The organism is Intrasporangium sp. (assembly GCF_030452765.1).
GTDB lineage: Bacteria > Actinomycetota > Actinomycetes > Actinomycetales > Dermatophilaceae > Intrasporangium_A.
In genome coordinates this window covers 1-25897 of record NZ_JAKDLO010000051.1, presented here as the reverse complement: position 1 = coordinate 25897, position 25897 = coordinate 1, and the positions used below count along the sequence as shown (strand labels likewise).

At 67.9% G+C, this 25897-nt stretch carries 27 protein-coding genes, 1 tRNA gene and 2 pseudogenes; 8 read left to right on the top strand and 22 right to left on the bottom strand.

The window, feature by feature from the left end; genetic code table 11:
- Positions 1 to 104 precede the first annotated feature (104 nt).
- The 6 genes from L0H79_RS08665 to L0H79_RS08640 form a co-directional block, all read right to left on the bottom strand.
- The gene (locus tag L0H79_RS08665; RefSeq protein ID WP_301484197.1) at positions 105 to 656 is read right to left on the bottom strand and encodes a TIGR03086 family metal-binding protein; all 552 of its coding nucleotides are present in this window, start codon (positions 654 to 656) and stop codon (positions 105 to 107) included.
- A gap of 129 nt (positions 657 to 785) precedes the next feature.
- Positions 786 to 1100, bottom strand: a complete 315-nt coding sequence (locus tag L0H79_RS08660) for a type II toxin-antitoxin system PemK/MazF family toxin (protein WP_301484196.1) — start codon at positions 1098 to 1100, stop codon at positions 786 to 788.
- 3 nt (positions 1101 to 1103) lie between these two features.
- On the bottom strand, positions 1104 to 1337 hold the full coding sequence (locus L0H79_RS08655; protein ID WP_301484194.1) for a ribbon-helix-helix domain-containing protein: 234 nt from the start codon (positions 1335 to 1337) through the stop codon (positions 1104 to 1106).
- A gap of 102 nt (positions 1338 to 1439) precedes the next feature.
- Entirely contained in the window at positions 1440 to 2087 is a 648-nt protein-coding gene (locus L0H79_RS08650; protein WP_301484192.1) for a DUF4389 domain-containing protein, read from the bottom strand.
- Positions 2088 to 2190: 103 nt separating this feature from the next.
- Positions 2191 to 3429, bottom strand: coding sequence for an NAD(P)-dependent alcohol dehydrogenase (locus L0H79_RS08645; RefSeq protein ID WP_301484191.1), 1239 nt, complete (start codon positions 3427 to 3429; stop codon positions 2191 to 2193).
- A gap of 114 nt (positions 3430 to 3543) precedes the next feature.
- Positions 3544 to 5745 (bottom strand): LuxR C-terminal-related transcriptional regulator, encoded by a 2202-nt coding sequence (locus tag L0H79_RS08640; protein ID WP_301484190.1) that lies wholly within the window; start codon positions 5743 to 5745, stop codon positions 3544 to 3546.
- A gap of 191 nt (positions 5746 to 5936) precedes the next feature.
- Between L0H79_RS08640 and L0H79_RS08635 the strand changes: the two genes are divergently transcribed.
- The 4 genes from L0H79_RS08635 to L0H79_RS08620 all read left to right on the top strand — a co-directional run bounded on the left by L0H79_RS08635 (position 5937) and on the right by L0H79_RS08620 (position 9892).
- A complete protein-coding gene (locus L0H79_RS08635) occupies positions 5937 to 6836 on the top strand; it encodes an ABC transporter ATP-binding protein (RefSeq protein WP_301484189.1) in 900 nt (299 codons plus the stop codon).
- Positions 6833 to 7636 carry an ABC transporter permease subunit gene (locus L0H79_RS08630; protein ID WP_301484187.1) on the top strand — a complete coding sequence of 268 codons (804 nt, stop codon included), beginning with the start codon at positions 6833 to 6835 and terminating at the stop codon, positions 7634 to 7636. Before L0H79_RS08635 ends, L0H79_RS08630 begins: the two co-directional genes overlap by 4 nt.
- Positions 7637 to 7670: 34 nt before the next feature.
- On the top strand, positions 7671 to 8372 hold the full coding sequence (locus tag L0H79_RS08625) for a serine hydrolase (protein ID WP_301484186.1): 702 nt from the start codon (positions 7671 to 7673) through the stop codon (positions 8370 to 8372).
- 326 nt (positions 8373 to 8698) lie between these two features.
- Positions 8699 to 9892: an alpha/beta hydrolase gene (locus L0H79_RS08620; protein WP_301484185.1), complete on the top strand. Its 1194-nt coding sequence runs from the start codon at positions 8699 to 8701 to the stop codon at positions 9890 to 9892.
- 60 nt (positions 9893 to 9952) lie between these two features.
- Here the strand turns inward: L0H79_RS08620 and L0H79_RS08615 are convergent, their stop codons facing one another.
- The 3 genes and pseudogenes from L0H79_RS08615 to L0H79_RS22205 all read right to left on the bottom strand — a co-directional run.
- Complete coding sequence (locus tag L0H79_RS08615; protein ID WP_301484184.1) at positions 9953 to 11365, bottom strand: hypothetical protein; 1413 nt, start codon at positions 11363 to 11365, stop codon at positions 9953 to 9955.
- A gap of 103 nt (positions 11366 to 11468) precedes the next feature.
- Entirely contained in the window at positions 11469 to 13928 is a 2460-nt protein-coding gene (locus L0H79_RS08610) for a DEAD/DEAH box helicase (RefSeq protein ID WP_301484183.1), read from the bottom strand.
- Between the two features lie 222 nt (positions 13929 to 14150).
- Positions 14151 to 14456, bottom strand: a pseudogene (locus L0H79_RS22205) (hypothetical protein); the annotation flags it as partial.
- Positions 14457 to 15285: 829 nt separating this feature from the next.
- Here L0H79_RS22205 and L0H79_RS08605 point away from each other — a divergent pair.
- Complete coding sequence (locus L0H79_RS08605; RefSeq protein WP_301484182.1) at positions 15286 to 15627, top strand: hypothetical protein; 342 nt, start codon at positions 15286 to 15288, stop codon at positions 15625 to 15627.
- Complete coding sequence (locus tag L0H79_RS08600) at positions 15624 to 16859, top strand: hypothetical protein (protein WP_301484181.1); 1236 nt, start codon at positions 15624 to 15626, stop codon at positions 16857 to 16859. Before L0H79_RS08605 ends, L0H79_RS08600 begins: the two co-directional genes overlap by 4 nt.
- 193 nt (positions 16860 to 17052) lie before the next feature.
- On the opposite strand, the gene L0H79_RS08595 is transcribed toward L0H79_RS08600, so the two are convergent.
- The 13 genes and pseudogenes from L0H79_RS08595 to L0H79_RS22195 all read right to left on the bottom strand — a co-directional run.
- A complete protein-coding gene (locus L0H79_RS08595; protein ID WP_301484180.1) occupies positions 17053 to 17409 on the bottom strand; it encodes a hypothetical protein in 357 nt (118 codons plus the stop codon).
- Between the two features lie 180 nt (positions 17410 to 17589).
- On the bottom strand, positions 17590 to 18102 hold the full coding sequence (locus tag L0H79_RS08590) for a helix-turn-helix transcriptional regulator (RefSeq protein ID WP_301484179.1): 513 nt from the start codon (positions 18100 to 18102) through the stop codon (positions 17590 to 17592).
- 154 nt (positions 18103 to 18256) lie between these two features.
- Positions 18257 to 18427: a hypothetical protein gene (locus L0H79_RS08585; RefSeq protein ID WP_301484178.1), complete on the bottom strand. Its 171-nt coding sequence runs from the start codon at positions 18425 to 18427 to the stop codon at positions 18257 to 18259.
- Positions 18428 to 18856: 429 nt separating this feature from the next.
- The gene (locus L0H79_RS08580) at positions 18857 to 19873 is read right to left on the bottom strand and encodes a transcriptional regulator (RefSeq protein ID WP_301484177.1); all 1017 of its coding nucleotides are present in this window, start codon (positions 19871 to 19873) and stop codon (positions 18857 to 18859) included.
- Between the two features lie 453 nt (positions 19874 to 20326).
- On the bottom strand, positions 20327 to 20611 hold the full coding sequence (locus L0H79_RS08575; protein ID WP_301484176.1) for a hypothetical protein: 285 nt from the start codon (positions 20609 to 20611) through the stop codon (positions 20327 to 20329).
- A gap of 57 nt (positions 20612 to 20668) precedes the next feature.
- Positions 20669 to 20911 carry a hypothetical protein gene (locus L0H79_RS08570; RefSeq protein ID WP_301484175.1) on the bottom strand — a complete coding sequence of 81 codons (243 nt, stop codon included), beginning with the start codon at positions 20909 to 20911 and terminating at the stop codon, positions 20669 to 20671.
- A gap of 364 nt (positions 20912 to 21275) precedes the next feature.
- A complete protein-coding gene (locus L0H79_RS08565; protein ID WP_301484174.1) occupies positions 21276 to 21710 on the bottom strand; it encodes a type II toxin-antitoxin system VapC family toxin in 435 nt (144 codons plus the stop codon).
- 8 nt (positions 21711 to 21718) lie between these two features.
- Positions 21719 to 21955, bottom strand: a complete 237-nt coding sequence (locus L0H79_RS08560; RefSeq protein ID WP_301484173.1) for a hypothetical protein — start codon at positions 21953 to 21955, stop codon at positions 21719 to 21721.
- A 213-nt stretch (positions 21956 to 22168) separates the two neighbouring features.
- Positions 22169 to 22378, bottom strand: a complete 210-nt coding sequence (locus L0H79_RS08555) for a transposase family protein (RefSeq protein ID WP_301484172.1) — start codon at positions 22376 to 22378, stop codon at positions 22169 to 22171.
- A gap of 193 nt (positions 22379 to 22571) precedes the next feature.
- Positions 22572 to 22647, bottom strand: a tRNA-Tyr gene (locus L0H79_RS08550).
- Positions 22648 to 23440: 793 nt separating this feature from the next.
- Positions 23441 to 24274, bottom strand: coding sequence for an alpha/beta fold hydrolase (locus L0H79_RS08545; RefSeq protein ID WP_301484171.1), 834 nt, complete (start codon positions 24272 to 24274; stop codon positions 23441 to 23443).
- A gap of 205 nt (positions 24275 to 24479) precedes the next feature.
- On the bottom strand, positions 24480 to 24587 hold the full coding sequence (locus tag L0H79_RS22200) for a hypothetical protein (RefSeq protein ID WP_367652448.1): 108 nt from the start codon (positions 24585 to 24587) through the stop codon (positions 24480 to 24482).
- A 91-nt stretch (positions 24588 to 24678) separates the two neighbouring features.
- Positions 24679 to 24831 (bottom strand): annotated as a pseudogene (locus tag L0H79_RS22195) (PaaI family thioesterase); the annotation flags it as partial.
- 271 nt (positions 24832 to 25102) lie between these two features.
- Here L0H79_RS22195 and L0H79_RS08535 point away from each other — a divergent pair.
- Entirely contained in the window at positions 25103 to 25546 is a 444-nt protein-coding gene (locus tag L0H79_RS08535) for a helix-turn-helix domain-containing protein (RefSeq protein WP_301484169.1), read from the top strand.
- 145 nt (positions 25547 to 25691) lie between these two features.
- A complete protein-coding gene (locus L0H79_RS08530; RefSeq protein ID WP_301484198.1) occupies positions 25692 to 25862 on the top strand; it encodes a hypothetical protein in 171 nt (56 codons plus the stop codon).
- Positions 25863 to 25897: the final 35 nt, after the last annotated feature.

Genomic DNA, 25897 nt, shown 5'->3' with positions numbered 1-25897 from the left:
ACAACCTCCTCAAGGCCCGCCTCCGCGCCCACCCCGACGTCGCCGCGATCCACCCTCCGGATCTCCTTCGCACGGTCCCGGACTGACCTCGCCACTGGATTCGCTCAGACGTGCCGTCCCGCGAACGCGGCGATCTGCGTATAGGTCGTGGCGTTCGCCGGGGCGGCCCGCTCAGGCTGGAAGGCCTGACCACGGTTCTCGTCGGTGAGGTTGGCCCGCATGAACTCGAGGCCGCGTTGGGCCACCTCCGGGTCCAGCGTGTCCGTGCGGTACCCGATGGCCGTCGCGAGGTCCCAGGTGTGCACGGCCAGCTCGGCCAGCTGCCAGGCTGGGTCTGCCGACCCTGCCTGCGCCTCGCCGCCCTGGTCGCGCCACAGCCTCAGCAGGCCCTCTCCCACCACCCGGAACCGCTCCGCCCGGTCGGCGTCGACGCGCGGTGCTGGGCTGGTGAAGTCGGGCCGTCCACCGCGCATCAGCGTCGCGAAGTTGGTGGGCGTCGCCACGAGGTGGTCGACCAGCTGGGCGACCGTCCAGTCGTCGCACGGCGTCGCCAGGTCGAGCTGGGCCGCACGGACCTCCGCGAGGACGTCGGTGGCTTGATCCAGCGCCGCTGCGAGGACGTCGATCGGGTCGCGAGCCAGGTTCTCGGTGCCCATGTCCACGACCCTAGAACAATGCACGAGCAGCCGGGCCGAGATGCGGTGGGGGCCTGACTGCGCTCCGGGCCTCTGATCGGACGGCAGGCCCGTCGAAGGCCGAGCGGGCGCTCGTGCGCTTCGTGGGCATCAGCCGAGAAGCGGTACCTGCAGGTCGTACGCCAGAACAACAGCGCGGGCCAGCTCGCCCTCCTGCGCGGCACTGAGGTACCCGACAGTGCGGCCCAGCATCGCCACCGGGACCGTGACGACGTTGTCGAGGGCGACGGCACAGTCCTGGTCCAGCCCGTTCTCGGGCCCGACTCGGACCTCGCTCGACAGCCCCTTGACCGTCGTCGTGACCGGAGCCACAGTCACCTTCGTCATCGCACCCCGCGCCACGTCCCTGGTCAGGATCAGTGCCGGCCGCGTCTTGTCCAGGCGGACCAGACAGATCTCTCGCACCGATCAGTCCTCGACCCCGACGTGCGTGACGGTCCAGTTCACGAGGTCGTCCAGGTCATCGGCGGTGCCTCGCTCGCGAAGGACCTGTGCATCCTGCTCGGCAGCCTGCCGCCTCATCTCGCGCTCCACTGCCGACGCGACGAGCGCCGCACGGCTGGACGCCTTGCCGGTCGCAACCGTGCGGTCAAGGAAGGCCACCATCTCGTCGGGAAGGCGGACCGCGATCTGCGTGCTCATGCTGAGTATCATACCAAAACGAATCCCTGTTTGGGATGATCCTTCGGCCTGGACTTGGCGGACGACCACGAGCCCTTGACTATGGGTGAGTGGTTCCCGCACTCAGCGGAGCGAGAAGGGCGGATAGCGGTCGGTGACCAGGAGGATCGCGTAGGCCTCGACACGCAGCCACCAGCGGCCGACGCCGACGACGAAGTCGAACAGCCCCCGGGGGTATCGCCCCGTGAGCAGGATCGCGAACCACGCGATGAGGACTGCGAAGAGAGCGGCCACGGACAGCACGGCCAGGACGACGAAGTGCGGGATCGCGAGAAGCCACTTCACCAGGGGTAGCCAGCGGTTGAGGTCCCGTTTGACGTCGGGGTAGGCGATCTGAAGGTGGACGCTCTGCTCCTCGACCGTTGAGGGGTACTGGTCGGTGAGCAGCATGAAGTACGCGCTGACGCGGGCGCTGAACCGGGTGACCTCCAGGGCGAAGTCGAACCACCAACGCGGGTAGCGCTGCCGGAACAGGATCATCAGCAGGGTCGCGAGGAACAGGCCGGCAGCGATGCCACCGCTCGTCGAGCGCACCACTTGACCGCTCTGGTCATAGACCGTGTGGGCGGCGCCGGCCGTGAGAACGGCCAGGATGGCCGCGATCGGAATGATCAGGATCGCTCGAAAGACTGTCCTGACCCGGTTGTGCTGCTCGAGGTAGTCGACGTGCAGCCGCGCTGGGTAGGCCGGCCCCGGCTGCAGGACGGTCATGTCCCGTCCTCGGGGAGGCATCGTTGTCGTTCGATGGTGAACATCTGGTGCACCTTCTGTCGGTGGTTGCGGCGCAGGTTGAGGCGCGGATCGGTTGTGCGGATCAGACGGTGATGACGACCTTGCCCCGGGTGTGTCCTGCTCCCACGTGAGCGATCGCTTGGGGTGCTTCGATCAGTTGGTACGTGCGGTCGATCACGGGCGTGATCTTGCCGTCCTCGATCAGCTCCTTGAGCAGGAGCAGGTCCTCGAACTTCAGCGATACCAGGAACGGTCGCAGCCTGCGGTCCGCGAACCGTTTCAGCAGGTGGGCGTGGACCACGCGGCCACCACTGGCGAACCAGCGGTTGTCGAACCTTCCGCCGTTGGGTACGAGGGCTCCCGCCGGGGTGAGCAGGCGGCGCAGCGCGGACAGTGAATGGTCGGACACGTTGTCGAGGATGAAGTCGTAGCGTCGTCCGCCTCGGGTGAAGTCTTCCTGGGTGTAGTCGATGACCTCGTCGGCGCCGATCGAGCCGACCAGATCCACGTTGGGGGTGCTGCACACGCCGGTCACGTGCACTCCGTAGGCCTTTGCCAGCTGCACCGCGAAGGTGCCGATGCCACCGGAGGCGCCGTTGACCAGGGCAGTCTGCCCGGCTTCGACGGCCCCATGATCTCGAAGCGCCTGCAGGGCGACGACACCCGCCATCGGGACGGAGGCGGCCTGCTCGAAGGTGAGGTTGACGGGTTTGGCCGCCAGCGTGGCCTCGGCAGCGGCGGCGTACTCGGCGTAGGCACCGGCGCACGAGCCGAAGACCTCGTCCCCCGGCCGGAACCGGGTCACGCCGGCGCCCACTGCCTCAACCTGGCCTGCGAAATCCGTGCCTCGGACCCGGTTCTTCGGCTGGCGCATCCCGTAGACCGGGCGGGCGATGTAGGGCAGGCCGCACATGATCGCCCAGTCGCCCGGGTTGACCCCGGCGGCTCGAACCCGGACCAGGACCTCGTCGGCCTTGATCTGCGGCATGTCGATGTCCTCGAACTTCAAGACGTCCGTGGAGCCGTAGGTGTCTTGGACCATTGCTTTCATCGTGTTCTCCTGATCTCTGCGGTGCACTTGCGACCCGGTGACTGTCGCGGCGGTGTGCTGGTGGAGGGCTGCCACGGAGATGACCTCGAGGTTGACCGACGTCAGGTGGGTCAGGATCCCGTGCAGGTGTGAGGCGTCAACGACCTCACCGACCAGGCGGGTGACGTGGTGGTCAGCGGTGTCGATGGTGAAGTCGTCCTGGAGTGGCCAGAGCAGCCGGGCGCTGGCCCGGCCGCGGATCACGATCTCGTAGGGGACTGGCCGGGGCATGGCCTCATCGTCGCGATGCACCGGATGGCGCCGCCTCGCCCGGCCGGTGATCTCACCCGGGTGAGATGGCCGGCGGAGCCTCGTGACGATGGCCGAGGGGGCTGGAGGTCGGGGCTACAGCAGGTGCGCGTCGCGGGCCGCCTGGACGGCGGCCTTGCGGTCTGCGACACCGAGCTTGCGGTAGATCCCGCGGCAGTGCGTCTTGATGGTGTTCAGCGACACGAACAGCTCGGCCGCGATCTCGCGTTGCGACATCCGTGCCGGCAGGTAACGCAGGACGGTCAGCTCACGTCCGGTCAGGTGTTCGTCGGCGACGGAAGCCGGGCCGCCGTTCGCATCAACGCCGCCCTGTCGGGACTCGGTGCGAGCCAGGTAACGGCCCGCGATGCCGGGGTCGGGGCATCGGGCGAGGACGGCCCGGGCTTGGGCAAGGAGCGCTCCCGCGCCGGAGTCGCCCAGGCCGAGCATCGTGTCGGCGCAGGTGGTCAGGACATGAAGCAGCGCCAGGTCGGTCGGCGACCGCCGGGCCAGCTCCACCGCGTGGTGGGCGTCTGTGCGGGCGCGCGCCGGGTCCGCGCCGGTTCGCGCCCGGATCGCGAACGCGGGGGCGACGCCGGGGTAGGCGGCCAGACCGAGCTGTTGGGCAGTCTGCACTGCCGTGGACGCGGCGGCCTGCGCACCGGTGGCGGAGCCGGAATCGAGCTCCACGATGGCCTGGTACACGAGAGCCAGGACGTGCGCGGTCGAGAAATTCTCGGTGGCGGCTCTGTCCTCGGCGTACCGCAGGACTCCGCGGGCCTCCTCGGCCATGCCGGCCCAGGCGTAGGCGGCGCCGGTGGCGACCGCCAGATCGCACGGGTGTGACCTCAGATCGTCGGCCGCTGTCACCCTTCGAGCGGCCTCGAGCGCGCTGGCGACGTCACCGCGGGCGAGGCTGATGTTCATCCGCAGGGACGTCGCCAACGTGTGGTCGAATCCCTCCGGTGCAACCTGGACCATCGTGTCGAGCCAACGCTCCGCTCGCGAGTAGTGACCGTCGAGGTAGTCACACCAGCCGTACAACAGCGCGCACCACGTCACGGTCCTGGCCACGTCGCCGAGTCGGTCGAGCAGGCCCCGGAGGGTCTCGACCTGCCCCTCCATCAGCAGCCGGGGCCCCAGGAAGCGAAGCAGGTCCGCGGCTGCGCGGACGTCACCGCAGGCAAGCCGATGCACGATCGCCTGCCCATGGTCCCCCTGGGCCTCGAACCAGGCCGCGGCGCGCGCGTGCAGATCGGGCATCTGCTGCGGGAAGGTCTGCTCGGCCTCCATTCTCAGCAGGTCCCGGAACAGGTGGTGGTAACGGAACCAGCTGCCGGTGCGGTCCAGGCGGATCAGGAGCTGGTTTATCGCGGCGGTGTCGCTCAGCCACCTCGCGCCGCCGGACTCGCCGGTGACGGCATCGACGACGGGACCGGTGAGCTGCTCCAGGATCGACGTCTGAAGGAGGCGCTGTCGATGCTTCGGGTCGACCACGGCCAGGAGCTCGTCGCGCAGGTACTCGACCACGAGCCGATCGTCGCCCCGGAACGCCTCGACGAACGCCCGCGGACTGCTCACGCGTTTGAGCGTGAGCTCGGCGAGCACGAGTCCGGCTGCCCAGCCCTCGGTTCGGTCACAGAGCTGGTTGAGATGAGCGGGGTCCAGCGCTTGACCTGCGGGGCCAAGCAGCCCGGCGGCCTCGCCGGCGTCGAACCGCAGATCGGCCCCGCGGATCTCCGTGATCTGGTCGCGCACCCGGAGCCGGCCGAGCCGGAACGGCGGGTCGAACCGGGTGGACACCACGATGGTCACCTGGTGGGGGCACAGGTCGATGAGTCGCTCCATGCCGCGGTGCACGCTGGCGTTGTCGATGAGGTGGTAGTCGTCGATGACGACCAACAACGCCTCGGTGACCGCGGCGAGCTCGTTGACCAAGGCGGACACGACGACCAGGTCGTCCCCCTTCGAGCCGACCACGACCGGCTTGAGGACGGCGGCGCTGATCGGGTGGGCCTGTCCGATGGACGCGACCAGGTAGGACCAGAACCGGGCGGGGTCCGAGTCGCTCTCCTCCGTCTGCAACCACGCGACCGCTTCGGTTCGGCCGGCCAACCACGAAGCCAGCAGGGTCGACTTGCCCGAGCCGGCCGGAGCGCTGACCAGGACCACCCGAACTCGACTGTCCATGGCCGCGTCGAGCATGCCGTCCAGCCGTGACCGTCGAACCAGCCGACGCGGCGGTGCGGGCGGGCGCAGCTTCGTCGCCGCCAGTCCCATCTGCGGCCGTTCGGTCATCGTCACCATGCTACGGCCGGTCGTCTCACCCGGGTGAGATGACCGCCCGGATGAGGCGATGCCATACCGCCGGTCGCGACGATCGGGGAAAGCCCACCGCCGGACGAAGGAGATGCCCCAGCCGGCGCGACAGCAGCAGCGCGGTGGGCGGCATACACCCTCGAACATCAACCCGGTCAGGAAGGTCACCAATGATCATCGTCGAAGGACTCACCAAGAGGTACGGCCACACCCTTGCGGTCGATGACGTCTCGTTCTCCGCCTGTCCGGGGCGGGTGACCGGCTTCCTCGGACCCAACGGCGCCGGCAAGTCCACCACCATGCGGATGATGGTCGGGCTGACGCCACCCACCTCCGGCACGGCCACGGTCCTGCATCGCCGGTTCGCCGACCTGCCCAACCCCGGACTCGAGGTCGGGGTCCTGCTCGACGCCTCCGCCCAGCACGCCGGACGCACGGGCCGCGAGGTCCTGGTCCTGGCTCGGCAGACGATGGGGTTACCGGCGTCCCGGGTCGAGGCGATGCTGGACATCGTCAGCCTCACCGACGTCGAGGCGAACCGGCGCGTCCGTGACTACTCCCTCGGGATGCGGCAGCGGCTCGGGATCGCCACCGCGCTGATCGGCGACCCTGAAGTCCTCATCCTCGACGAGCCGGCCAACGGGCTGGACCCGGCCGGCATCCGCTGGATGCGTGACCTGCTGCGCGGCTACGCCGACCGCGGCGGCACCGTCCTGCTCTCCTCCCACCTGCTGCACGAGATCGAGGTCATCGCCGACGACATCGTCATGATCGGGCACGGCAGGATCGTCTCCCAGGGCACCAAGTCCGAGCTGCTCCACGAAGCGGGCACGATCGTTCGCAGCGGTGACTCTGACGCCCTCGAGCATGCCCTGACCGCGTGGGGAGTCTTGGTGAGCCCGACCGGCGACGGCGCCCTGCGTACGGACGCAGATGCCGCACTCGTCGGCAAGGTCGCACTGGAGGCGGGCGTTGCCCTGACCGAGCTGCGGGCCGCCGAAGGCGCCGGCCTGGAAGAGATGTTCCTCGAGCTCACCTCCGCCACCCAGCGAGAAGGGATCCCGGCATGAGCGCCATCGCCCTGGGCCACGTGCACACCCCACGAACCACTATCGACCCCGTCCCACTGACTCGGATCACCGCCGTCGAGCTGCGCAAGATGTTCGACACCCGCTCCGGCTTCTGGCTGATCGCCAGCATCGCGATCTGTGCCGTCCTGACCACCCTCGGGGTCATCCTGTTCGCCTCGGCCGACCAGCTGACCTACTCCACGTTCGCTACCGCGATCCGCTTCTCGGTCGTGATCATCCTGCCGCTGATCGCGATCTTGGCGGTCACCAGCGAATGGAGCCAGCGCACCGGCCTCACCACGTTCACCCTGGTCCCCCACCGGTCCCGGATCATCGCCGCCAAGGCCATCTCATCGGTCACCATCGCCATCGCGGCCATGGCGCTGACCTTCGCCGTCGGGGCCCTCGGCAACCTGCTGGGCGCGACCGTGAAGGGCACGCCGTTGGTGTGGGACGTGACGATCACCCAGTGCCTGTACTACGTCCTCGGTATGGTGCTGAGCCTGCTGATCGGCTTCATGCTCGGCGTGCTCATCCGCGCCTCAATCGGGGCCGTGGTGGCCTACTTCATCTACACCTTCCTCGTCCCCACCATCTTCGGTCTGCTGGCCACCAGCCAGCAGTGGTTCCGCGACCTGCAGCCCTGGGTCGACATCCAGTTCGCCCAGAGCGGCCTCTACAGCTTCGACTCGGCGTTGACCGGCGAGCAGTGGGCGCAGATCGGCGTCACCGGGATCATCTGGCTCCTCATCCCCCTGCTCGTCGGACTCCGACTCGTGATGCGGACAGAGGTCAAGTAGTGCGTTGCGCTCCCACTACTCGAAGGTGCATTTGATGTCCCCCATCCGGAACCTTGTCGCCGATGCGACCAGACGGCCCCCGTCCAAGCAGCCGCTGGTGCGTCGGCCCCTGCGTGCGCTGCTCGTCCGTGACACAGCCTCGTTCGCGCGCGGCTGGGCGGGCAAGGTGCTGGTCGCCGCGGTCCTGATCGGCATCCCCGCCACGATGGTGCTGCTCTCGCTGAGCGGTGACCGCTACGGCCGGTACGCCGACGACAGCTGGAAGGCGCTGCTCATGCTGCTCGTCCTGGCCGGCGGCTACCTCGCCACACGCCGCCTCGTCCTCACCGTGCTCATCGGGGCGGTGACCGTCGCGGTCGTGTCCTGGATGATGTCCCCGAATCTGGCCACGGCTCGCAACGGCGACCCCACGGTCCTGGCCCACCTCGACCGGCAAGCCGGCTGGGGGATGCTCGACGGCTATCACGCCGTCGCGGTGGCCGAGGTGGACCTGGATGCCGCTGATCCAGTGCGGCTGGCAGGCATCGGCGCTGACCACACCACCCCGATGGAGGTCGGCTCCATGACCAAGGCGATGACCGGGCTCGTCATCGCGGACGCCGTACGCCGCGGCGAGATCCGCATGGACGTCGCGGTCTCCAGCTACCTTCCGCAGCTGGAGGGCTCCCCGGCCGGCGCCGCCACCATGCACCGCGCCAGCGACCTCGGCACCCAGCTCCTCGCCCACCGCAGGTAGCACGCCGCCATCAGACATCACAGGCAGAACGGAATCACGGCATCTGACAGCCTCGCCAGGAGGAACGCATGAGCAGCACCGAAAGCCCGTCGGCTCTCGACGGCCCGGGCACCACCACCCTGACTCCCGCCGCGCTAGGCGACGGCCAGGTCCGGCCGCCCGGCCGTGGCCCCGGGGCGAGGGGACACATCGGTTGGGTCGTGGCAGCCTCGTTGGCGACCGGACTCGTCGCCGCGCTACTGCTCGCCTTCGCCCCGTTCATCCGGGCACGCGAGAGCGAGGTCACTGGTGCAGTCCTGTGCGGATTCGCGCTGGGCTGGGCGATGTTGGCGCTGCTGTCGGTCCGCTTCACCGATCAACCACAGCGATGGGCAGTGGCCCCCGCGTTGTTCATGGGACTGAGCGGCCTTCTGCTGGTGGGCTTCGGTTCCTCGGTGGACGGGGTGCTCGGCTGGGTGTGGCCTCCCGCCCTGCTGGCCTTGGTGATCTGGATGTTCGTGCGCGCCCATCGACGGCTCCGCAGTCCGAGCAGGCGCTGGCTGCTCTATCCAGTGCTCGGGTTGATGGCGCTCGTCTCGATCAGCGGCGGCTACGAGACCGTGCGCGAGGCGGCGGATGCCAGGGCCTACCCGATGCCTGGTCAGTCGATCGACGTCGGCGGATACCGCCTGCACCTGAGCTGCACCGGCTCAGGCACTCCCACGGTCGTGCTCCAACCGGGCGGAGGGGAGATGTCTTCGAATCTCGGATGGATTGCGCCCGCGGTGGCCCGTGGCACCCGGGTCTGCGTCTACGACCGGGCAGGTCGGGGGTGGAGCGAGCCCGCGGACACGGCGCAGGACGCCGCGCAGCTGGCGACCGACCTCCACACGCTGCTGCAGCGCGGACACGTTCCAGGACCCTATGTGCTGGCGGGCCATTCCTTCGGCGGACTCTACGTACTGACGTACGCCGCTCGCTATCCCGACGATGTCGCCGGAATGGTGTTGGTGGACTCCACAGCACCGGCGTCGGCAGGGAAGACGGTGCCAGCATCGCCGGGCGACGCGGGTTCCTACGCCGTCATGGGCCGGGTCTCCGCACTGATTTCGACCTCAGCCCGACTGGGCCTTGGCCGCCTGTACGGCCAGTTCGACTTCGGCAGCCTGCCGCCGCGGTCCAGGGACGAGGTCAGGGCCAGCATCGCGACCGCCCACACGCTTCGCAGCACGATCGACGAGTACGTCCAGGCGAACGCTTCGATGGATGAGGCTGCCGCTCTCACTGACTTCGCCGACAAGCCTTTGGTCGTGCTGACCGCACTCAGCGGAAGTGCCGCTGGCTGGTCCGAGAAGCAGGACCACCTGGCGACCTTGTCGACCAACAGCGTGCACCGCGTCTTTGACGACGCCAGCCATGAAGACCTGGTCGCGGACGAGGCGCACGCCGCCGCCACCACCCGGGCGATCCTCGATGTCGTCTCGGCGGTCCGAGGCGAGGGACTGGCACCGGGACACCCGTCGACAGCCGACCTCCGGTAGCCGTGTCGGGCTCTCCATCTGCGTTCGGCGCCGTTCCATGCCGCGGCATCGCTGTAGTAGTCATCGAGCCGCTGGTCCGGTGACGGTGGTCTCGTCGATCGGACGATTGAGGTAGTCCCCGAGGTCGGCGCCGACGGATACCGGATCGTCCGCGGCTCGACCGGCCCAGGCAAGGACCTCCTCGGCTGCTTCACCACCGATGCCGGTACGGTCCAGGCAGAACCGAGCCCAGGGCTGAAGGACCGTCAGGGCGTGCATCCGATGGGCTTCCTGCCAGTCGTCGTTGAGGTAGGCGGGGAACGCGGCGATCCGGTGGGGGGAGCAGGCCACGGCCAGCGCTTCGGGCATGTCCGAGCTCACCCAGTCGTGTAGCAGCCACGTGACGATGTCGTCGTCCGGGCCGGTCGAGGCCGGCACATCGACGTGGTGGCGGGCGGCCCAAGCCTTGAACTGCTCGGACAGGGAGTCGGCGAGAACGATGGCCCGGCCTGGATCGCCGACCGGCCGGGTGTATGGGCGACCGGCGGCGCCGAGCGCCTTGACAATCGCCGACACGATGCCGTCGCTGCGGAAGAGCTCGGTGAAGTGGCTGTCGGACACGGGCCGGCCGAACAGCACATCGAACATGCCGTCACCGGGCAGGACGTGGGCCAGCAGGTCGTCGGGGACCGGCTCAGGTTCGGCTGCGGCGGCGCTGGGACCGACGAGGCCCCGCCAGACCGCCGTCGCTGTCGCGGTGCCCGAGTGGTAGCCGCTGCCGAGCACCTGGTGGAAGCCGTGGCAGGGATCGACGTCGAACAGGTAGGTGCGCTGCAGTGCGCCCGGCCCGGTCACCTGTGCCAGCAGGCCAAATCGCAGACCGTAGGTGTCTCGCAGCAAGAGCAGATCGGGCGAGGCGGTCACGGCCGGTGGGACGCCAAGCCAGGCAGGCTCTCCGTCGTCCGAGCCGACCGAGGCGTGACGCATCACGTCCAGGGCCAGATCCGCCAGCCCCGGGGCGGCGATCAGCGCGACCCCGTAGACCAGGCGCCGGACCCCGCGATCTCCGGCCCGCCGGTCGGCCGCGTGGAGCAGTCCTTCCAGCCACTCTGGCGCGACCAACCCGGCGTGATGCTCCTCGTAGAGGTCACGCCAGTGCCGACCGAGCAGATCGCACACCTCCTCCTCGAGCTGGTCGGGATCGATGCAACTTTGCAGGGACGCCGCGTCGTCAAGAACCTGCCCATGGCTGACCGGCCACCAAGACCTGTTCTGCGCCGTCATCTGTGCGGCGCCCTGCCGCAGCTCGGCGAGCCCGGCAAGCGCGTCCAGAGCGGGTCGCTGCGGACCACCAAGCGCATTGTGGCCGGTGCTGCCCAGCCCTACACCGGACCGGGACCATGGTTCCGGTGAGAGCGGGCGAGCCGGTGCCGCCCGCTGCGAGGCCCCTTGGAGGAGCGGTTCTTCTTGCCACGGCCACGAGACTTCGGACACACGGGAGGACGTTATCAAGGGACGGCCTCGAGTTCGCGCTCACTCGACAGCTGCGAGGACGGATCGCGGCACCAGTCTGATGGACAAGCCGCGGCCAGGCGGCTCACAGGGCGCGACGGCGCGGGTCCGGGAAGCCCAGGGCGAGGTAGCCGGGTGCCCGCCTGGCCAGTGACGAGGCCAGCACGGGCGTCAGTATGTCGTGGTAGTCGTGCACCTGCACAGAGTCCTTCCCCGGATGGGCTCGCAAGATCCTGCCGACGTTCTGAACCAGCCTGCCCTTGGAGGCGATCGGGGCGGCGAGGAAGATGGTGTCGAGTGCCGGGCAGTCGAACCCCTCGCCGACGAAGGACGAGGTCGCGATCAGCAGCTGCGGACGATCCTGCTCGAGGCGCGCCATCGCGGCCGACAGCTGCCCGACACTCAGCCCTCCCTGCAGGATGACCGGGTCGTGGCCGCGAGCCTTGAGCGCCGCACTCAGCCGGTCGATGTGGGCGGTCCACTGGGTCAGGACGAGACAGTTCCGGCGCCGCTGCAGTGCATCGTGGACATCGGCAACCACCTGAGCCAGCCGTTCCTCGTCCGCGACAAGGTCGCGATAGATGGCAGCCATCCCACCGGGCAGCGACGGGTCTGCGTCCCCGGTGTACCGGTAGGCGGTCTCGTGCACCGTCAGCTCTGGGTGCGGGGCGCCGGCCGCGCTCCCCTCCAGGGTGCCTGCCACTGGGCCGGCGATGGTGTGCCGCGTCGGGCCGAGCTGCAGGCCGATGACGTCGTCCAGGCGGTCACGTCGATACGGCGTGGCCGTCAGCCCCAGCCACCTCGCCGAGGGAATCTGTCTGACGACCTGCTCGAAGCCCGCCGCAGGCACGTGGTGACACTCGTCGACGACGACGAGCCCGTAGTCGGCGACGAGGTCGGTGACCTCACCGCGGCGCGTCAGGGCCTGGAAGGTCATGATGTCGACGGTGCCGCGCAGCTTCGAGCGCCCACCACCAAGCTGGCCGGCCTTGGCACCCAGCAGGTCCTGCACCTGCCGGCGCCACTGGTCCGCCAACGTCTTGCGATCGACAAGAACCAGCGTCGAGACCGCTCGCCGCGCGATGACGGCACAGGCGATGACGGTCTTGCCCGCGCCCGGGGGCGCGACGAGGACACCGAGGTCGTGCTCGAGCAGCGCATCCGCGGCGGCCCGTTGTGCCTGCGACAGGGTGGCGGTGAAGGCGAACTCGCGAGCGCTGCCGACCGCCCGCTCGTCCACCAGCTCGAGTCGGCTGCCGCCCTCTGTCACGACTCGAGCAGCCAGCTCGCGCAGGCCGCGAGGGAGGACCAGGTATCCGTCAACGGTTTCGTCGTAGGACGTGATGAAGCGCGGCACCTTCCACGTGGACTGTCGGCGTCGCTGCCGGTCGTAGAACTCCGGATTCGTCATCGTGGCAGCATGTTTCAAGGTTGCCAGAGTCGCCGGGGCGAGCTCGTCCATGGTGATCCGGATGCCGCTGCCCAGCCGGACCGGCACGATCGGAGACGGCCGCGGATGGGTCCGGGTGGACACGGCGGGGCGGGGGCCCGTTACGGCCACGCCGACCGTCGGTGTGCCGACTCGTGCGGCCATGCGCGTGACCTGACGTGCGGACAGGCGGTCGAGCGAGGACAGGTATGCCCACTGGTCCTCATGCGGCTCGAGGGTCGCCAGGTCGAGAAAGAGCGTGGTGCCGTCCTTGCGGCGCTTTCCGTTGAGCGGCGCGGCAATGAGGTTCCCGATGCCGCTGGCCTGCAAGACATCCTGGGCCGGGAAGAGCCGGTCATACGAGCGCAGATCCATCCGGCCACGCAGCGCGATCGCCTCACGGATCAGGCCTGTGCCGAGCTGGCGTGCCGTGGCCGCGGGGATCGGTTCGGTGAAGAACATCCAGACGTGCGCCCCGACTCCGGACTTCGACACCTCCAACGCGGCCGGAGCACCGACTGCCCGCGCAGCCTTCAGATAGGCAAGCGCGTCGAGCATCGCGGCCTGTCCGTCGAAATCCGCTGCGAGCCAGCAGGTCTCGTCACCGGGCAGGAGTGGATACAGCCCCAGATGGAGCTCACCGGTCAGGTGCGCAATGACAACCTCATCGGTCAGTGGAAGGTAGCGTCTGTCATCCTCCCGCTGCCCCTTTCGCCATCCCCCCGCCACGGCAGGGAGCCACCCCGACCGGCCGGTGCGTTGGTTCTCCCACCAGTAGGCATAGACATCGCGCCGCGCACTGAAGAGGGCACGGAAGAACCTGACCTTGGCCTCTGGTGACGACCTCGCATTGATGAGGCCAGGGTCACGCTCGAAGAATGCGGTCTGGGTGGGGCCGGGCAGGACCGCGTCCTGATCGCTCATCCGAAGCAGGCGACGCAGACGAGCATTCTCCCGCCGCAGCGCATCGAGCTCGACGCGCAGGGCAGATCCGTCGTCTGCACCCGACTCGGTCACAGCCACAACGTAGATGACGAGGCCACAACCCACGAAAGGAAGGGGTATGCCGCTGAGCCGGCTCAGCGGCATACCCTCTCCCGAGCGCAGGGCGGGCATCCGGATATGGTCACGTGGTGTCTGGCGGCCACGCCAGGGACTGACCGCCCAGTGCTTCGACGCCGAGGGAGCAGAAGCACACAGCGGGGCCTCCAGGGAGGTGGCACAGAACGGCGACAAAGCGAGACTCGTGCTGCGAGTGGACGACCAGGTGCTCTCCGCGGTTCGAGTTCCGAGTCCCGTCGCGGTTACGACGATGCGAATCGCCTGGCCGCAGCACCTTCAGCCTGACGACGTGGCCCGAGGGATCAACGGTGGCTGAATCGGTGGCAGGGTGCGGATCCCGGTGGCCCCGCCCCTTCGAGGAGCGCATCCCGGCGGATCTATGCCGCATAGACGTCCTGGGCGGTGCCGAACGCCTCCGCCGCGAAGTACCGGTCTCCATCGCGTCCGACACATCACCAGGTCCACCTTGCGGCCGACGACGCACTCCAGCTCCTCGTTGAGCGCGAGGTAGTTGCCCAGCAGATCTTGGACCTCGGGGAGAAAGTCGACCAAGAAGTCGACGTCGCTCCGGTTGGGATCGAATCGACCGGTGACCGCCTAGCCGAATATGCGCAGCCGCGCGACCCCGTATCGATCGCCACCAACACCGCTGCCGGGAGCCGATGTCGACGGGGCGTACCAGTCGCCAAGACGAGCGCCGTCACCGGCGCTGGTCGATCGGCTTACCGGAGACCGGTCGCAGCACGAGCGGCCCGCTGGTGCGCTGGCCCCGGCAGGCCTCGAGGACCCGGAGCACCGGGACGGTGCGGGGCATGGTGGCCGGCTTGTTGCCCTTGCCGACCAAGCGCGGACCCGGTGGCTGCGCAGCGTGTCGGCGTAGTCCTCGATCCGGACCGCGGCTGCTTCGGAGGCCCGCAGGGCGCCGATGCCCAGCAGGTAGGCCAGCGCGCCGTGATGGACGGTGATCGTCTGAGCGACTTGGAGGAACCGGATCAGCTCGAGCCGGTCCAGGCCTTGGGTGCGGGACTCGTCGCGGTGGACGTTCGGCAGTCGCGCGTAGACGGCCGGGTCCGCCTGGATCAGACCGTCGATGTGAGCGAGGCGGAAGCACCCGCGCACGCCGTGCATCATCGTCACGACCGTCGAGTCCGAACCACTCCCGCAGCTGATGGGTGTACAGGACGTGGGTGTGCCCGGAGCCCGGAGTAACGGGCAAAGTAGGAGCGGCCTCACCGCCAACGGCGCCGCCGATGCGTCGCGTCTCGTCACCCACGAGCGCCGACCGCACAATGTCTCACGAGCCCTTCGGTACTCTGCGGCGGTGAGGACCCCAAGGCGCAGGCGGCAGCTGCCCCGCCGACCTGCCCTTGACGCGCCCTCAGAGCATCTGGAGCGATGCGCGCTGATCGCGATGTATGTTGCCTCGCCAGAGCACAAGTCGATGCCGTCGTTCGCCGGTCCGCCGAAGTTACGTTCCGACGCGAGTCGTTGCCCCACCGACCTCAAGGATGCTGCCGAGATCACCGGCTGGCCAGCGACCGCGATCCGTGCTGGTCTGGTCAGTGGCGACCCAGGAGAAGACGGGTTCCCCAAGTACGTGTGGGCCTTCAAGCGGAACACATGGTTCGAAGGGCGCCTCGTCAATGAGGTTCAGGGAACCTACAAGGGCTATCCGTTGGCAGACGACGAGGTCAGCCCAGGCCTTCGCGTTCGCGAGGACGACCTGCGCGAAACCGAGGATGTGTCGCTATGACCCTGCGCTTCAGGTGGGAGTGGGAGCCAGCACCGGACGTGCGTCTCTCGGAACTGGCTGCTACGTGGTGCCGATTGAGCATCGACCTCGGGGACACGCCCGTGACGTTGGTAGAGCGACGAGACGGGTCGGGCGGGCCACGCCATGGCCTTGATGTCCCGGTTTACCCACTGGCAGAGTTTCTCGCGATCAACTGGTGGCGGCTCAGCACGACCTCGCATCCTCCTACAGACCGCGGGGTCCGGTTCATCGAGGCAGGTGCAGGATTCGCCTGGCCGGACTTGACCCTGCGCAGCGATCGCGGGCTCATGTGGGCAACCCTGCGGCAACGTGACAAGACGCCGGAGCACGTCCGCTTTCTCACCCAGGCCGAGACCGTCCTTGAGGCCGACGCCGTGCTCAGAGCTGCTGCCGACCTGATCGACGGCACAGTGCGTCGGCTCGAAGATAGAGGCGTGATGGGAACCCTGCTGCAGGAGGAGTGGGCATCGATCCAGCAGGCGGATCAAGAGGAGCGCGACTACTGCCTAGTGGCCGCGGCCTGGGGACAGGATCCCTATGACACGGCATCTGACGTGGAACGGCTGTTGCTTGACGCGGGTACTGAGATCGGCGATGCCACGCTCCTCGCCGACCTTTCGCGAGCAGTTCCGCGCGAGAGAATCTCCGACTCCACCGCTTGGCTCCTCGAAGCCTCCCGCTCCCTTGATCCACACGCGATCAGCCTCCCAGCACTGGGGTCGCTCGACTGGTCTTCCATGGCAGGAGTCGCGCCCTGGAGGATCGGCTACGAACGGGCGCGCAGGCTTAGGCTCCTCCTCAATCTGAACCCCACCGAGCTTGCACCGATCGACGCGTTGACTACGGTCCGCCAGACGCACTCGCCTGCACCAATCAACGTTGACGGGCTGATCGGCTCCGAAGGAGCCTCGTCCTTGGCCGTAGTAGTCGGCGCCAGTGCTTCCGCGACAACCAAGCGCTTCGCCGCGGCCCGAGCAATAGGGCGGCACAGCCTCGCCCCGATCCAGAGGCGGTCCTTGCTCACCCGCGCGACGCAGTACACCGAGCGAACCGAGCGCGCTTTCGCCGCCGAACTTCTCGCGCCGGCTAACGGCATCGCCGAGATTCTGGCCGGAGACTTCTCCGATGATGCGCTTCAGCGTGCGGCCGAGCACTTCAGAGTCAACGCGATCCTCGTTCAGCACCAAGTCGACAACCAGATCGCGGCGTGATCCGGGCCAGGACTAGGAGGCACCGAGCTCCGCATGAGCAACGGCGCCGTTCTGCGTCCCAACGGCTGGAGCAAGGGACCGCCATCGGACGGGAAGTGATCGGAGTCAGCGCAGCCCCGCGCCTTCCGCGCCACTGGCCAAGGTGCGTCTAACCGCCGCGAGTGATAGGGGGCCGCAACGACCTCGGGGCAGTTCAGCCGCCCCGAAGCTCTGCCGCCCAGTCTGCGAAGAACGCTCGCAGCGCGGGGATGTCCGTGACTTGTGCGTCGAGGAGCAGATCGACGTCGGTATAGGCGTCGAGGTGCTCAATCATCGCGGCGAGGACCTGCGTGTCGAAGCCCAGGTCGATCAGCGTTGCCGTGCGAGCAACGCTGGCTTCCCGAAGTGCCGGGCCAAGGAGTACACATCGACGAAGTCGCGGGCGGCGGCTCGATCGAACAGCGCGATCAGCTTGTGGCCAGGCGAGTTCTTCCGGTGCGAAGGTGGGTCCAGCGACGCTGGCTGTCGCCGGCATGCCTGGCCTGGACTCGAGCGCCAGGTCAACCAACAAGTCATCCTCCTGCGCGTGGATGAGCAAACGGCAGAACTCACCCGGAGCCTAGGGTCAGTTCTTGGGCGAGCAGGGCAGCACCACCGGCGAGGAGGAAACCCTGAGCAGCCGGCAGGCTGAAGAACAGACGCGCGACATCAAGCTGGAACGGCGTGAGCAGCGAACGATCGCGCGCCACTATCAGGCCGCCAGCAGCGGCTCGATCAGCGGCGCCCACGCTGCCCGCAGATCGGCGGGAAGCACGAGGTCCGCCCACTGGTCGACCAGCAGTGCCCCGTCGACATACCGCTCGATATCCGCGGCATCGCCCTCGCGGAGGACGGTCTCGTACACGCGGGCACGGTCGTGGCGGTCGCTGAGCCGGTAGAGCCGATCCGGCTCGGACCAGTTCAACGGCAAGGGGAGCCGAACCACACCCAACGCCTGTTCCACGGGCAGCCGCGGCAGCCGGTCAGGGACGGCATACCGCTGCCCTCTCCGCCCGGTGGCGGCACGAAAACTCAGACGCGGGCGGACGTCCAGCTCGTACCCACTCGCTGCCAGCAACCGCTCGACGGTCGCCAGGGACGGAGACTTGCGCCCATGCTCATAGGCAGACACAGCCGTCCGTGACGTGCGCGCCCGCTCCGCCAACTCCTGCTGGCTCAGCCCAGCGCCCCGACGCGCCCGCTCCAACACATTGCTGCCAGCCATCTCGATTCCTCCAATCTCACCCGCACCCACAGTAGCCGATGAGATACGTCAGCGGGCACAGCGTCTCGGCCACACTTGGACCCGCCGTCCGGCAACACATCTGAGGACGTCGTTGCCCTCGAACGCCACGGCCTCGCGGAGTCCGCGCTGGACTTCACGGTCTCTGAATGCGATGCCACGCTCGGATCTGCTCCAACGCAACCTCTCGTGTGCCGACATCGAAGGTGAGACGGATGATGTCGAGCAGGTCGGTGCCCTGCTTCTGGGTGGAGCGGTTCATCACGGCCTGCAGCTTCATCGCGACGAGCGGGCCGGGTTCGGCCACCGGCGTGATGACCTCGATGCTCTCGCGCTTCGCGGTGACCGCCTCAATCGTGAGGTCCGTGGCGGTGTCGTAGGCCCAGGCGTGAGCGGAGGCATGGAGCCGGTCGCCGGGATCACGCTGGGGTGGTCGATCTCGACCTGACGCACCTCGAGGACATCGACCTTGACCGGCCCGAACGCTGTCGGTAGGAGGACGGCGGCAGGCTCGACCGGTTCGGCCCCGGAGACTGCACGCAGCATCTGCAGGTGCGGGGTCGCACTCCGTCGCCGGTCGACGACGTCGAGGTCGGCTGTCGCACGATAGGGGTTCGAGAGGCGGCACAGAACGGCAAGGCCGCCCACGACAACCGGCGGTTGGCCGATGGCGGCTCGGACTTCCGCGATGCCCTGCACGATCGTGGACATCGCCTCACCGACGAACGTGACTCGCTCACCAGACACGCGGCCACCGATCGTCCGGCGTCCACGCCTGCAGGATCTCACGGCCCCGGCCCACGTCGAGGGCCAGATCGAGCGCGACGAACATCGGATGCGCCAAGGGCCAGTCGAACTGGCTCGACGCCAGGTCGATGCGACCCGCCGTCGCAGCTGACACCGGGGGTACCCGCAGTGTCGCCGCGGCCTCGGCCGTTGAGCCGGCGCCGCCGAGGATGGTCACCGCGCGCCGAACCACAGACTGGTCAGGCACGAAGAAGTCGAGCACCTGGTCGGAGCGAAACGCGACCGGCGCGCCATACATCGCAGCAGCGGCCGTGTCGGTCAAGGCCCACCCGGCTTCTTGCTCGGACCCGGCCAGGCCGAGCCGTAGCCCCGCAGCCGCGCTCGTGTCGCTCGGAGCGGGCAGGCGTCTGAGCATGGCCCGAGGGGTCGACCACTTCTCGGCAAGGCGCCAGAACAACCTCGTGTCCGTGACGGCATTGTTCGTGTCGACCAGCCCTTCACGCCGCAGACGGGCAAGCACCTCAGAGACCGTGCTCGGCGATCGTCGGATCTGGCGGGACAACACACGGACCGCCGCGGGTTGACCGGGCTGCATGAGCACGGCGGCCGCGACTTCCAACCCTGCCCGCCCAGCGAGCGCATCCAAGGAGAGAGCCTGCTGCCGCATGGGCGCAAGATCGGCGTCGATCAGCAGCCGGCCGGTACGCACGGCCAAGTGCCCACGCAGATCGAGAAAGCCGACGCGCTCCGAGGTCAGAGTCTTGCGCGCCGTGCCGACCACCCGGTCGGCGACAACGAGCAGGGGCACATCCGCAGGCCGGACCTGAGCCAGCAGGCGCTTCGCGACCTCATCGGTGACCAGCGAATAGCGTTTGACCTGTATACGGGCGCCGACACCATGAGGATCGATGATCACATACAAGCCCTGGTCGAACGCATCTCCCTCCAGGCGGGCCTCGACACCCAACTGACCGAAGGCGTCCACCACCAGCGACACCGTGTCCATGCTCCGATCATGCTGGGTGTTCGGTGTTCGGCCAATACCGGACACCGAACAGTCGTTTCATCAAGAACTCTGCTGTAAATCAACTCGGCGATCGGCCAGAGGACACGAGGGGCCTGTACCTGCCTGTACCTGCCTCCGCCGGCGTCGCTCCCCTGTCTTTTCGGCGGTGGGCGCGCGTGGGGCGGCGGCGGACCACTTCGGAAGACCGCAATCCAGCGCGATCGTCCGCTCCGGCGCCGCGCTGGTCGGCGAGGAGCGGACCGGTTCGGTCAGCCTTGCAGGGGCCGAGCCAGTCGGGGGTGTGCCGCGCTCCGCCGTGCATCCGTCGACAGGCTGACGAGGAGGACAACGACTACCGAGACCGGGCGCGCTGTCATGTTGCGCGGTGCCCTTCCGCGCGCATGAAGGCGTCTTGTTTGCGGTCGAGACGTGCCGCCGCGGCGAGGCAGGCGGTCAGGCCGCCCATGAGGAAGAACGGCGCCAACAGCAGCCATCCGGGCACAGCAGCAGCGTGATGACCACGGGCGCCTCGACGAGGAAACCGCGACCGAAACAGCTGCCCACCAGGTAGGGCCGTCGCGGAGGGATCATGACCCAGAGCACCGACTGGATGGCCGCGACGCCGGCCATGCCGAGGTACACCGGCCAGAACAGGTGCGGCCGGGTGAATGCGGTGGCTGCCTGCTCGAGGCCTGAGTCAAACAGCATGTAAGCCGAGAACGGCACGACGTGCGCCATCAGCACCTCGTGCTCACTCGGCAGTTTCGTCCCGGTCTGGACAAGGTCATGTTGAAGCTACCGGGCGGCCTGGTCGAGAACGACGAGGAGGTCTTGGAGGCCGCCGCCCAGAACTTCGTGAAGACCCGCTTCGTCGCCGAACGTCTTGTCCTCGCCGGTCAGACATAGCTCGCCAGCTACGCCACCCACATGCGGCACGCCGCCTTGGCCCTGGGATGCATACAGCACACGACCCAGGCGCTCGACCTCGACGAGGACATCGAGGTGGTCACCCCCACCGTCGACGAGTTCGTTGCTCACCTCCGTGATGGCCAACAGACGGCCATGGACAACATGGCATGGATGTGCCTGGACCAGCTGCGGCCATGGTCAAGGGAAGAACTCGTCGCATGGTCAGCGCGCTGCCCTTCAGGCACAGGCACGCGCCGCACACCGAGACGTCCGGACATGGCTCTTCGGGAGGCCGCCCACGACAAGAGCCATGACCGTTGGTGACCCGAGAACCGCGTGACTGGACATGACCGAAAACCGCCCCCAACGGCCCGGCACCGTTCACGGACACCGGTGACACCGCCCGAGCACCCCCCATCCCTTCCCGGCCGTCCGGGAGTCCTCCGACCGTCACCGCCACTCGTCCCAGCCCAACGCTGTACCCGAAGCCGTGTCAAAGTTGTGGCGAAGGCCCGCCCTCGAACGCCGTTGTGTCCCACGGATTGAGGCAAGCCACGCCGAGGGGGTCGAAGTGTTTGATATTCCGCGTCACGACAGTCATGCCGGCAGACTCAGCGACTGCAGCGATGAGCGCGTCGTCCCAGGGTGCGTGCTCCGGAACCCGATAGGCCGCAAGGATCCGGGCCGCCGACAAGTCGAACGGCAGCACCCGGTCCGTGAACGCGGGCATCACATTCTCCTCAAACCAGCGACGCAGGACCGCTCCTTGCTCAGCGTCGGCCCGCTCCTTCGAGATCACTCCACGCTCAATCTCCGCGATGGTGAAAGCTGAGACGAACTGGTCACCGACGGGGACTGACGAGGCCCACGCCTCGACGGACTGGCTGCGCCCTCGAACCCGCAGTGCGGACACCACGTTGGTGTCCAACAGATACTTCACAGTTGCGCTGAGCGAGCAGTCAGGCCAAGGCGCTCGGGTTCGAAGTCGATGTCGGCACCCTCGTCGGTGCCCAGAAGGTCAACGATCGTGACGGGCTCGCCCTCCAGTGCCTTGGTGAGCACGTCGCGCGCCTCCGCCTCGACAGACCGGCGACGCTGCTTGGCACGCGCACGCAGCGCGGCCTTGGTCCCCGCGGGAAGGTTGCGGATCAGGATCTGTTCGATGACGATCACCTCCGATATCAACGCAACGATATCACTGCCGGGTGGAGTGTCGCCACGACGGGCATCAGCGCGACCGCGGGGTGGCAACAGGAGCTGCGCCCCAGCCCGGGCTGCGGGTCCACATCCACGCCCCGGTCCAGGGCGTCCGAGTCCAAGCGGGCGAACAGCATGCGCAGGGTCGACTCCTCCGGTGCCCGGCCCAGCCCCATCCGGGCCAAGTGTTCACGGGGCAGGTCGGCGGCCCACTCGCCGATCGCGGCGAACGAGCGGGGCCCCGGCCAGCACCGCGCACGCCGCGACCGCCAGCATCCCGGCCAGCGGGTAGCGCACCCCGCGCGGATCGCGCGGGTCGGGCACTGTCGCGAGCAGGTCCAGCAGCCGGTCGTCCCGGTCCGGTTGGGCGGCAGCAGGGATGATCGGCGAAGACGGCATCGGCGGGTGTGGTCCTTGCTGAGACGGTTCGTGTGAGAACTCCCATCTCAGCCCCTTGGGCCACACCCGTCCGGCACGCCACGCCGGTCACACGGCGACAAAACTGCAGGTCATCCCTGCCTGCCGACCTTTCCGGGCCACTAGGGCCCCCAACCCACGTTTCCGCTGGTCAGAGGCCCTTCCACGCACGACGTGGCAGGTGAAGGATTCGAACCTTCGTAGCTTTCGCGACGGATTTACAGTCCGAGGCACCCAACGCGCTCACCTGCGCAAACGCGCATGCTCGACGAACTTCGACACGAGTTCGACACAGACAATCGACGCCTCCCGCAGCCAGTCGGTCATCACGGCGCTCGTGGGAGGTGCGCCAAACCTTCACTACGACGGACCGCCGACAGGCGGGCCATGAGCGCGTCACTCCGCCCAGATAGGGCTACGCGAACGGCGCCGGCCCGCGGACGGGAAATCGGCACTTGAGGTGATCGCCGGTCAGTCGCACAGGATCTTCGGCAGGCCCGCAAGAGGGGTTTTGGCGGCAATCGTCACCGGACGGGTCTTTCGGGACCTCGCGGGCATGGGGGCACCGCCGTCCGCAAGATCACCGTTGGAGGTTCGGCTTCCGGGACGTCCGGCATGCTTGTGATGCCGGTGATCGGGCGTGCTGAAGAGCAGCAGACCGGCCTGGTGTGGATGCTTCGAACCGGCCGGGCCGCCTCGGCCTCCGCGGGCGCGTGGCGTTCCATCCGTGGTGCCGCGCTGCGCTTGAACGCGCGGTACCCGAGACACGCCAGCATGTCGATCCGACGCATTGACATCGCGAATCGCCACGGCTGAAGTCTCTCGCGTGGAAGTGTCCGACCGATCAGACGCTGTACTTGAGTTCGATACCAGAGACGTCAACATGGTCCAGCAGGTCGTGTAGCGCGTGGGGATTGGTGCGTGACCACTCGCCATCGGTGGATGGGGATCGTCGGCAGATGAGGCCGTAGCCGGTTCAGTCCTCGAGGAGGACGGAAAGGTTGAACATCGAGCTGGGCTCCTTGGAGCGCGCTGGGATCGGGGTCAGTTGGCGAGGAACTGCAGGACTTCGGGGACGAAGGTCTCGTGGTACTGGAAGACGCCGCCATGACAGGAGTCGGGGTAGATCGTGACCGTGGAGTTGGGCAGTCGCCGGGCCAGATCCTCGGAGTGCTCACTGGCCACCATGAGGTCGTTGTCGCCGTTGGCGACGAAGACCGGTGCCGTGATCTTCGAGAGGTCATCAGGGGCGTGGAGTCCGCCGGTCGTGATGGCACGTAGCTGGGCCAGCCGGGCCTGGAGTGAGATCGGTTTGTCGCGGTCGTGGGTCCGCTCGGCGAGGCGGTCGAGGTAGGCGCTGGCGGCCTTCTTGCCTTCGGGGGTGCGGGGGAAGAACAGGAAGTGGCGGGCGTCCATGCGGGCCAGGGCTGCCTTGGCGTAGGCGCCGCCGACGATGAACGGCATCTTCCAGATGCCACCGCCGCCACGCGGGCCGGTGCCGGCCAGGACCATCCGACGCACCAGATCGGGCGCCTGCAGGGCGATCATCTGGGCTACGGCTCCGCCCACGGAGAAGCCGAAGAGGTCGACCTTGTCGTGGCCGAGGGCCTGAATGAAAGTGATGGCGTCGGCGCCCATCTGCTCGAGGTCGGCTGGCACGCTGCCGCCGGTGCCGCCGACGCCCTTGTTGTCGAAGGCGATCAGGCGGTGCTGGGCAGCGATGCCGTCGATGACGCGAGGGTCCCAGTCATCGAGGACTGCGGTGAAGTGGTGCAGGAAGATCACCGGCACCTCGGTGTCGGCGCCGAGTTCGCGGTAGACGAACGGCACTCCGTCCACGTCGATGGTGTTGGTGGGGACGTCCTTCCACGTGGTCATGTGATCTTCTTTCGTCGTGTCGGGGGGAATGGGAGCGCCCCTGCTGCGGCGGTGGATGCGGGGTCTGTGACGCCCAGCGAGAGGGCGGACGATTGCGCGGGTGGCCCGAGGTGCGCGGAGTTCGTGCCGTCGCGTAGACCGTCTGGTCCCCAGGTCCAGGGCTTGGTTGGCGTGGGTGACAAGCACGGGTTCATGACGGGATCGTTCAGCTCCCCGTGATGATGAGGCAGGTCGCGACGGCGTGGCCGATGACGCGACCTGTCTTGTCGGTGATTTGCGCTTCGGCTGTTGCTGTTCGGCGCCCGATGGTCACGACGTGTCCTTCGCAGGTGAGGGTGCCGCTGTCCAAAGGTGGCTGCACGGGTGAACTTGATGGTCAGGTCAAGGGACGTGTAGCCGGTGCCGGCACTCAGCTTGGTATGCACGGCGCAGCCCAGGGCCGAGTCCGCGAGGGTTGCCAAGATGCCGCCGTGCACGCTGCCGATCGGGTTGTAGTGCCATTCCTCGGGGGTGAGTTCGAAGACGGCGCGGCCGTCCCCGACGTCGACCAGCGCCATGCCGAGTGTCTCGTTGATCGGGGGTGGGGGGAACTTGCCATCTGCCAGTTGGGCGAAGAAGTCGAGTCCATCGAGTTCTTGTGCCGCGGTGGCGAAGAGTTGGGGATCGCCCCACGAGTAGGTGCGTTGGCGCACCGCTTCGGGTTGCTCGGATGTCATGTTCTGGGTCATGGGGATCCTTCGTGTCGACGGTTGTGTCGACCATAGAGTGGGTGCGTAGGAAAAACCGACTGAGTTGGTTGTGAAGTCGAACTCGCCTAGGGTGAGTGGCATGGACGCCCAGGTTCGGACCTGTTCGGTTGCGCGCACGCTCGAGTTCGTGGGGGCGAAGTGGACCCTGCTCGTCGTACGAGAGCTGCTGTTGGGCATTCACCGTTTCGACGCGATCGTGAGCCGCACCGGTGCCCCGCGCGACATCCTGACTACACGCCTGCGGACCTTGGAGGCTGAAGGGTTCGTGACACGCGTGCAGTACATGGATCGTCCACCGCGCTTCGAATACCACCTCACCGACCTCGGTCGTGCGCTCGGACCGATTATCGTGATGATGCGTGAGTTCGGTGACCGTCATCTGGCCGACGAGTCCGGGCCTCCGTTGAAGTTCCAGCACACCTGCGGGGCGGAGTACCACGCGGTCGTGGCCTGCCGGGCCTGCGGCCAGGTCGTCCGGCGCGGCGAGGTCATGCCCATTGATGCCCCGGCTGCAGCCGAGTGAGTCCGAAGAGCGAACCGAGCGCTTCCGGCAACGGTCCGTTGGCTTCGGTAGCTGCTGGCACGGTGCTCGTACTGGTGACCTATGTGACGCCGCTGGCGACGCTTCCCCCCACCGCCCGTGACCTGGGTTCGTTGCCGACGCCTGGATCCTCAGCTCGTTGAGTGTCGGGCTCGCCGGCACGCTCCTCGCTGGCGGGGTGCTGGGGGATCGGCTGGGGCGCCGTCGGGTCTACCTCGCAGGATTGGTGGCCGTCATTCTCGGCGCCGCTGTCGCGGCAGTCGCCTGGGATCCTTGGGGTGGACTTTCGCACTTTTGACCTTGTGACTGCTCCGCACTGATCAACGCGGCATG

Bases quoted from the DNA above. Each gene is read 5' to 3' on its own strand.
- L0H79_RS08665 (WP_301484197.1), bottom strand. From the start codon at position 656: ATGGGCACCGAGAACCTGGCTCGCGACCCGATCGACGTCCTCGCAGCG.
- L0H79_RS08655 (WP_301484194.1), bottom strand. From the start codon at position 1,337: ATGAGCACGCAGATCGCGGTCCGCCTTCCCGACGAGATGGTGGCCTTC.
- L0H79_RS08650 (WP_301484192.1), bottom strand. From the start codon at position 2,087: ATGACCGTCCTGCAGCCGGGGCCGGCCTACCCAGCGCGGCTGCACGTC.
- L0H79_RS08645 (WP_301484191.1), bottom strand. From the start codon at position 3,429: ATGCCCCGGCCAGTCCCCTACGAGATCGTGATCCGCGGCCGGGCCAGC.
- L0H79_RS08640 (WP_301484190.1), bottom strand. From the start codon at position 5,745: ATGACCGAACGGCCGCAGATGGGACTGGCGGCGACGAAGCTGCGCCCG.
- L0H79_RS08635 (WP_301484189.1), top strand. From the start codon at position 5,937: ATGATCATCGTCGAAGGACTCACCAAGAGGTACGGCCACACCCTTGCG.
- L0H79_RS08630 (WP_301484187.1), top strand. From the start codon at position 6,833: ATGAGCGCCATCGCCCTGGGCCACGTGCACACCCCACGAACCACTATC.
- L0H79_RS08625 (WP_301484186.1), top strand. From the start codon at position 7,671: ATGTCCCCCATCCGGAACCTTGTCGCCGATGCGACCAGACGGCCCCCG.
- L0H79_RS08610 (WP_301484183.1), bottom strand. From the start codon at position 13,928: ATGCCCGCCCTGCGCTCGGGAGAGGGTATGCCGCTGAGCCGGCTCAGC.
- L0H79_RS08605 (WP_301484182.1), top strand. From the start codon at position 15,286: ATGTATGTTGCCTCGCCAGAGCACAAGTCGATGCCGTCGTTCGCCGGT.
- L0H79_RS08600 (WP_301484181.1), top strand. From the start codon at position 15,624: ATGACCCTGCGCTTCAGGTGGGAGTGGGAGCCAGCACCGGACGTGCGT.
- L0H79_RS08590 (WP_301484179.1), bottom strand. From the start codon at position 18,102: ATGGCTGGCAGCAATGTGTTGGAGCGGGCGCGTCGGGGCGCTGGGCTG.
- L0H79_RS08580 (WP_301484177.1), bottom strand. From the start codon at position 19,873: ATGGACACGGTGTCGCTGGTGGTGGACGCCTTCGGTCAGTTGGGTGTC.
- L0H79_RS08575 (WP_301484176.1), bottom strand. From the start codon at position 20,611: ATGGCGCACGTCGTGCCGTTCTCGGCTTACATGCTGTTTGACTCAGGC.
- L0H79_RS08555 (WP_301484172.1), bottom strand. From the start codon at position 22,378: ATGCCGTCTTCGCCGATCATCCCTGCTGCCGCCCAACCGGACCGGGAC.
- L0H79_RS08545 (WP_301484171.1), bottom strand. From the start codon at position 24,274: ATGACCACGTGGAAGGACGTCCCCACCAACACCATCGACGTGGACGGA.
- L0H79_RS08535 (WP_301484169.1), top strand. From the start codon at position 25,103: ATGGACGCCCAGGTTCGGACCTGTTCGGTTGCGCGCACGCTCGAGTTC.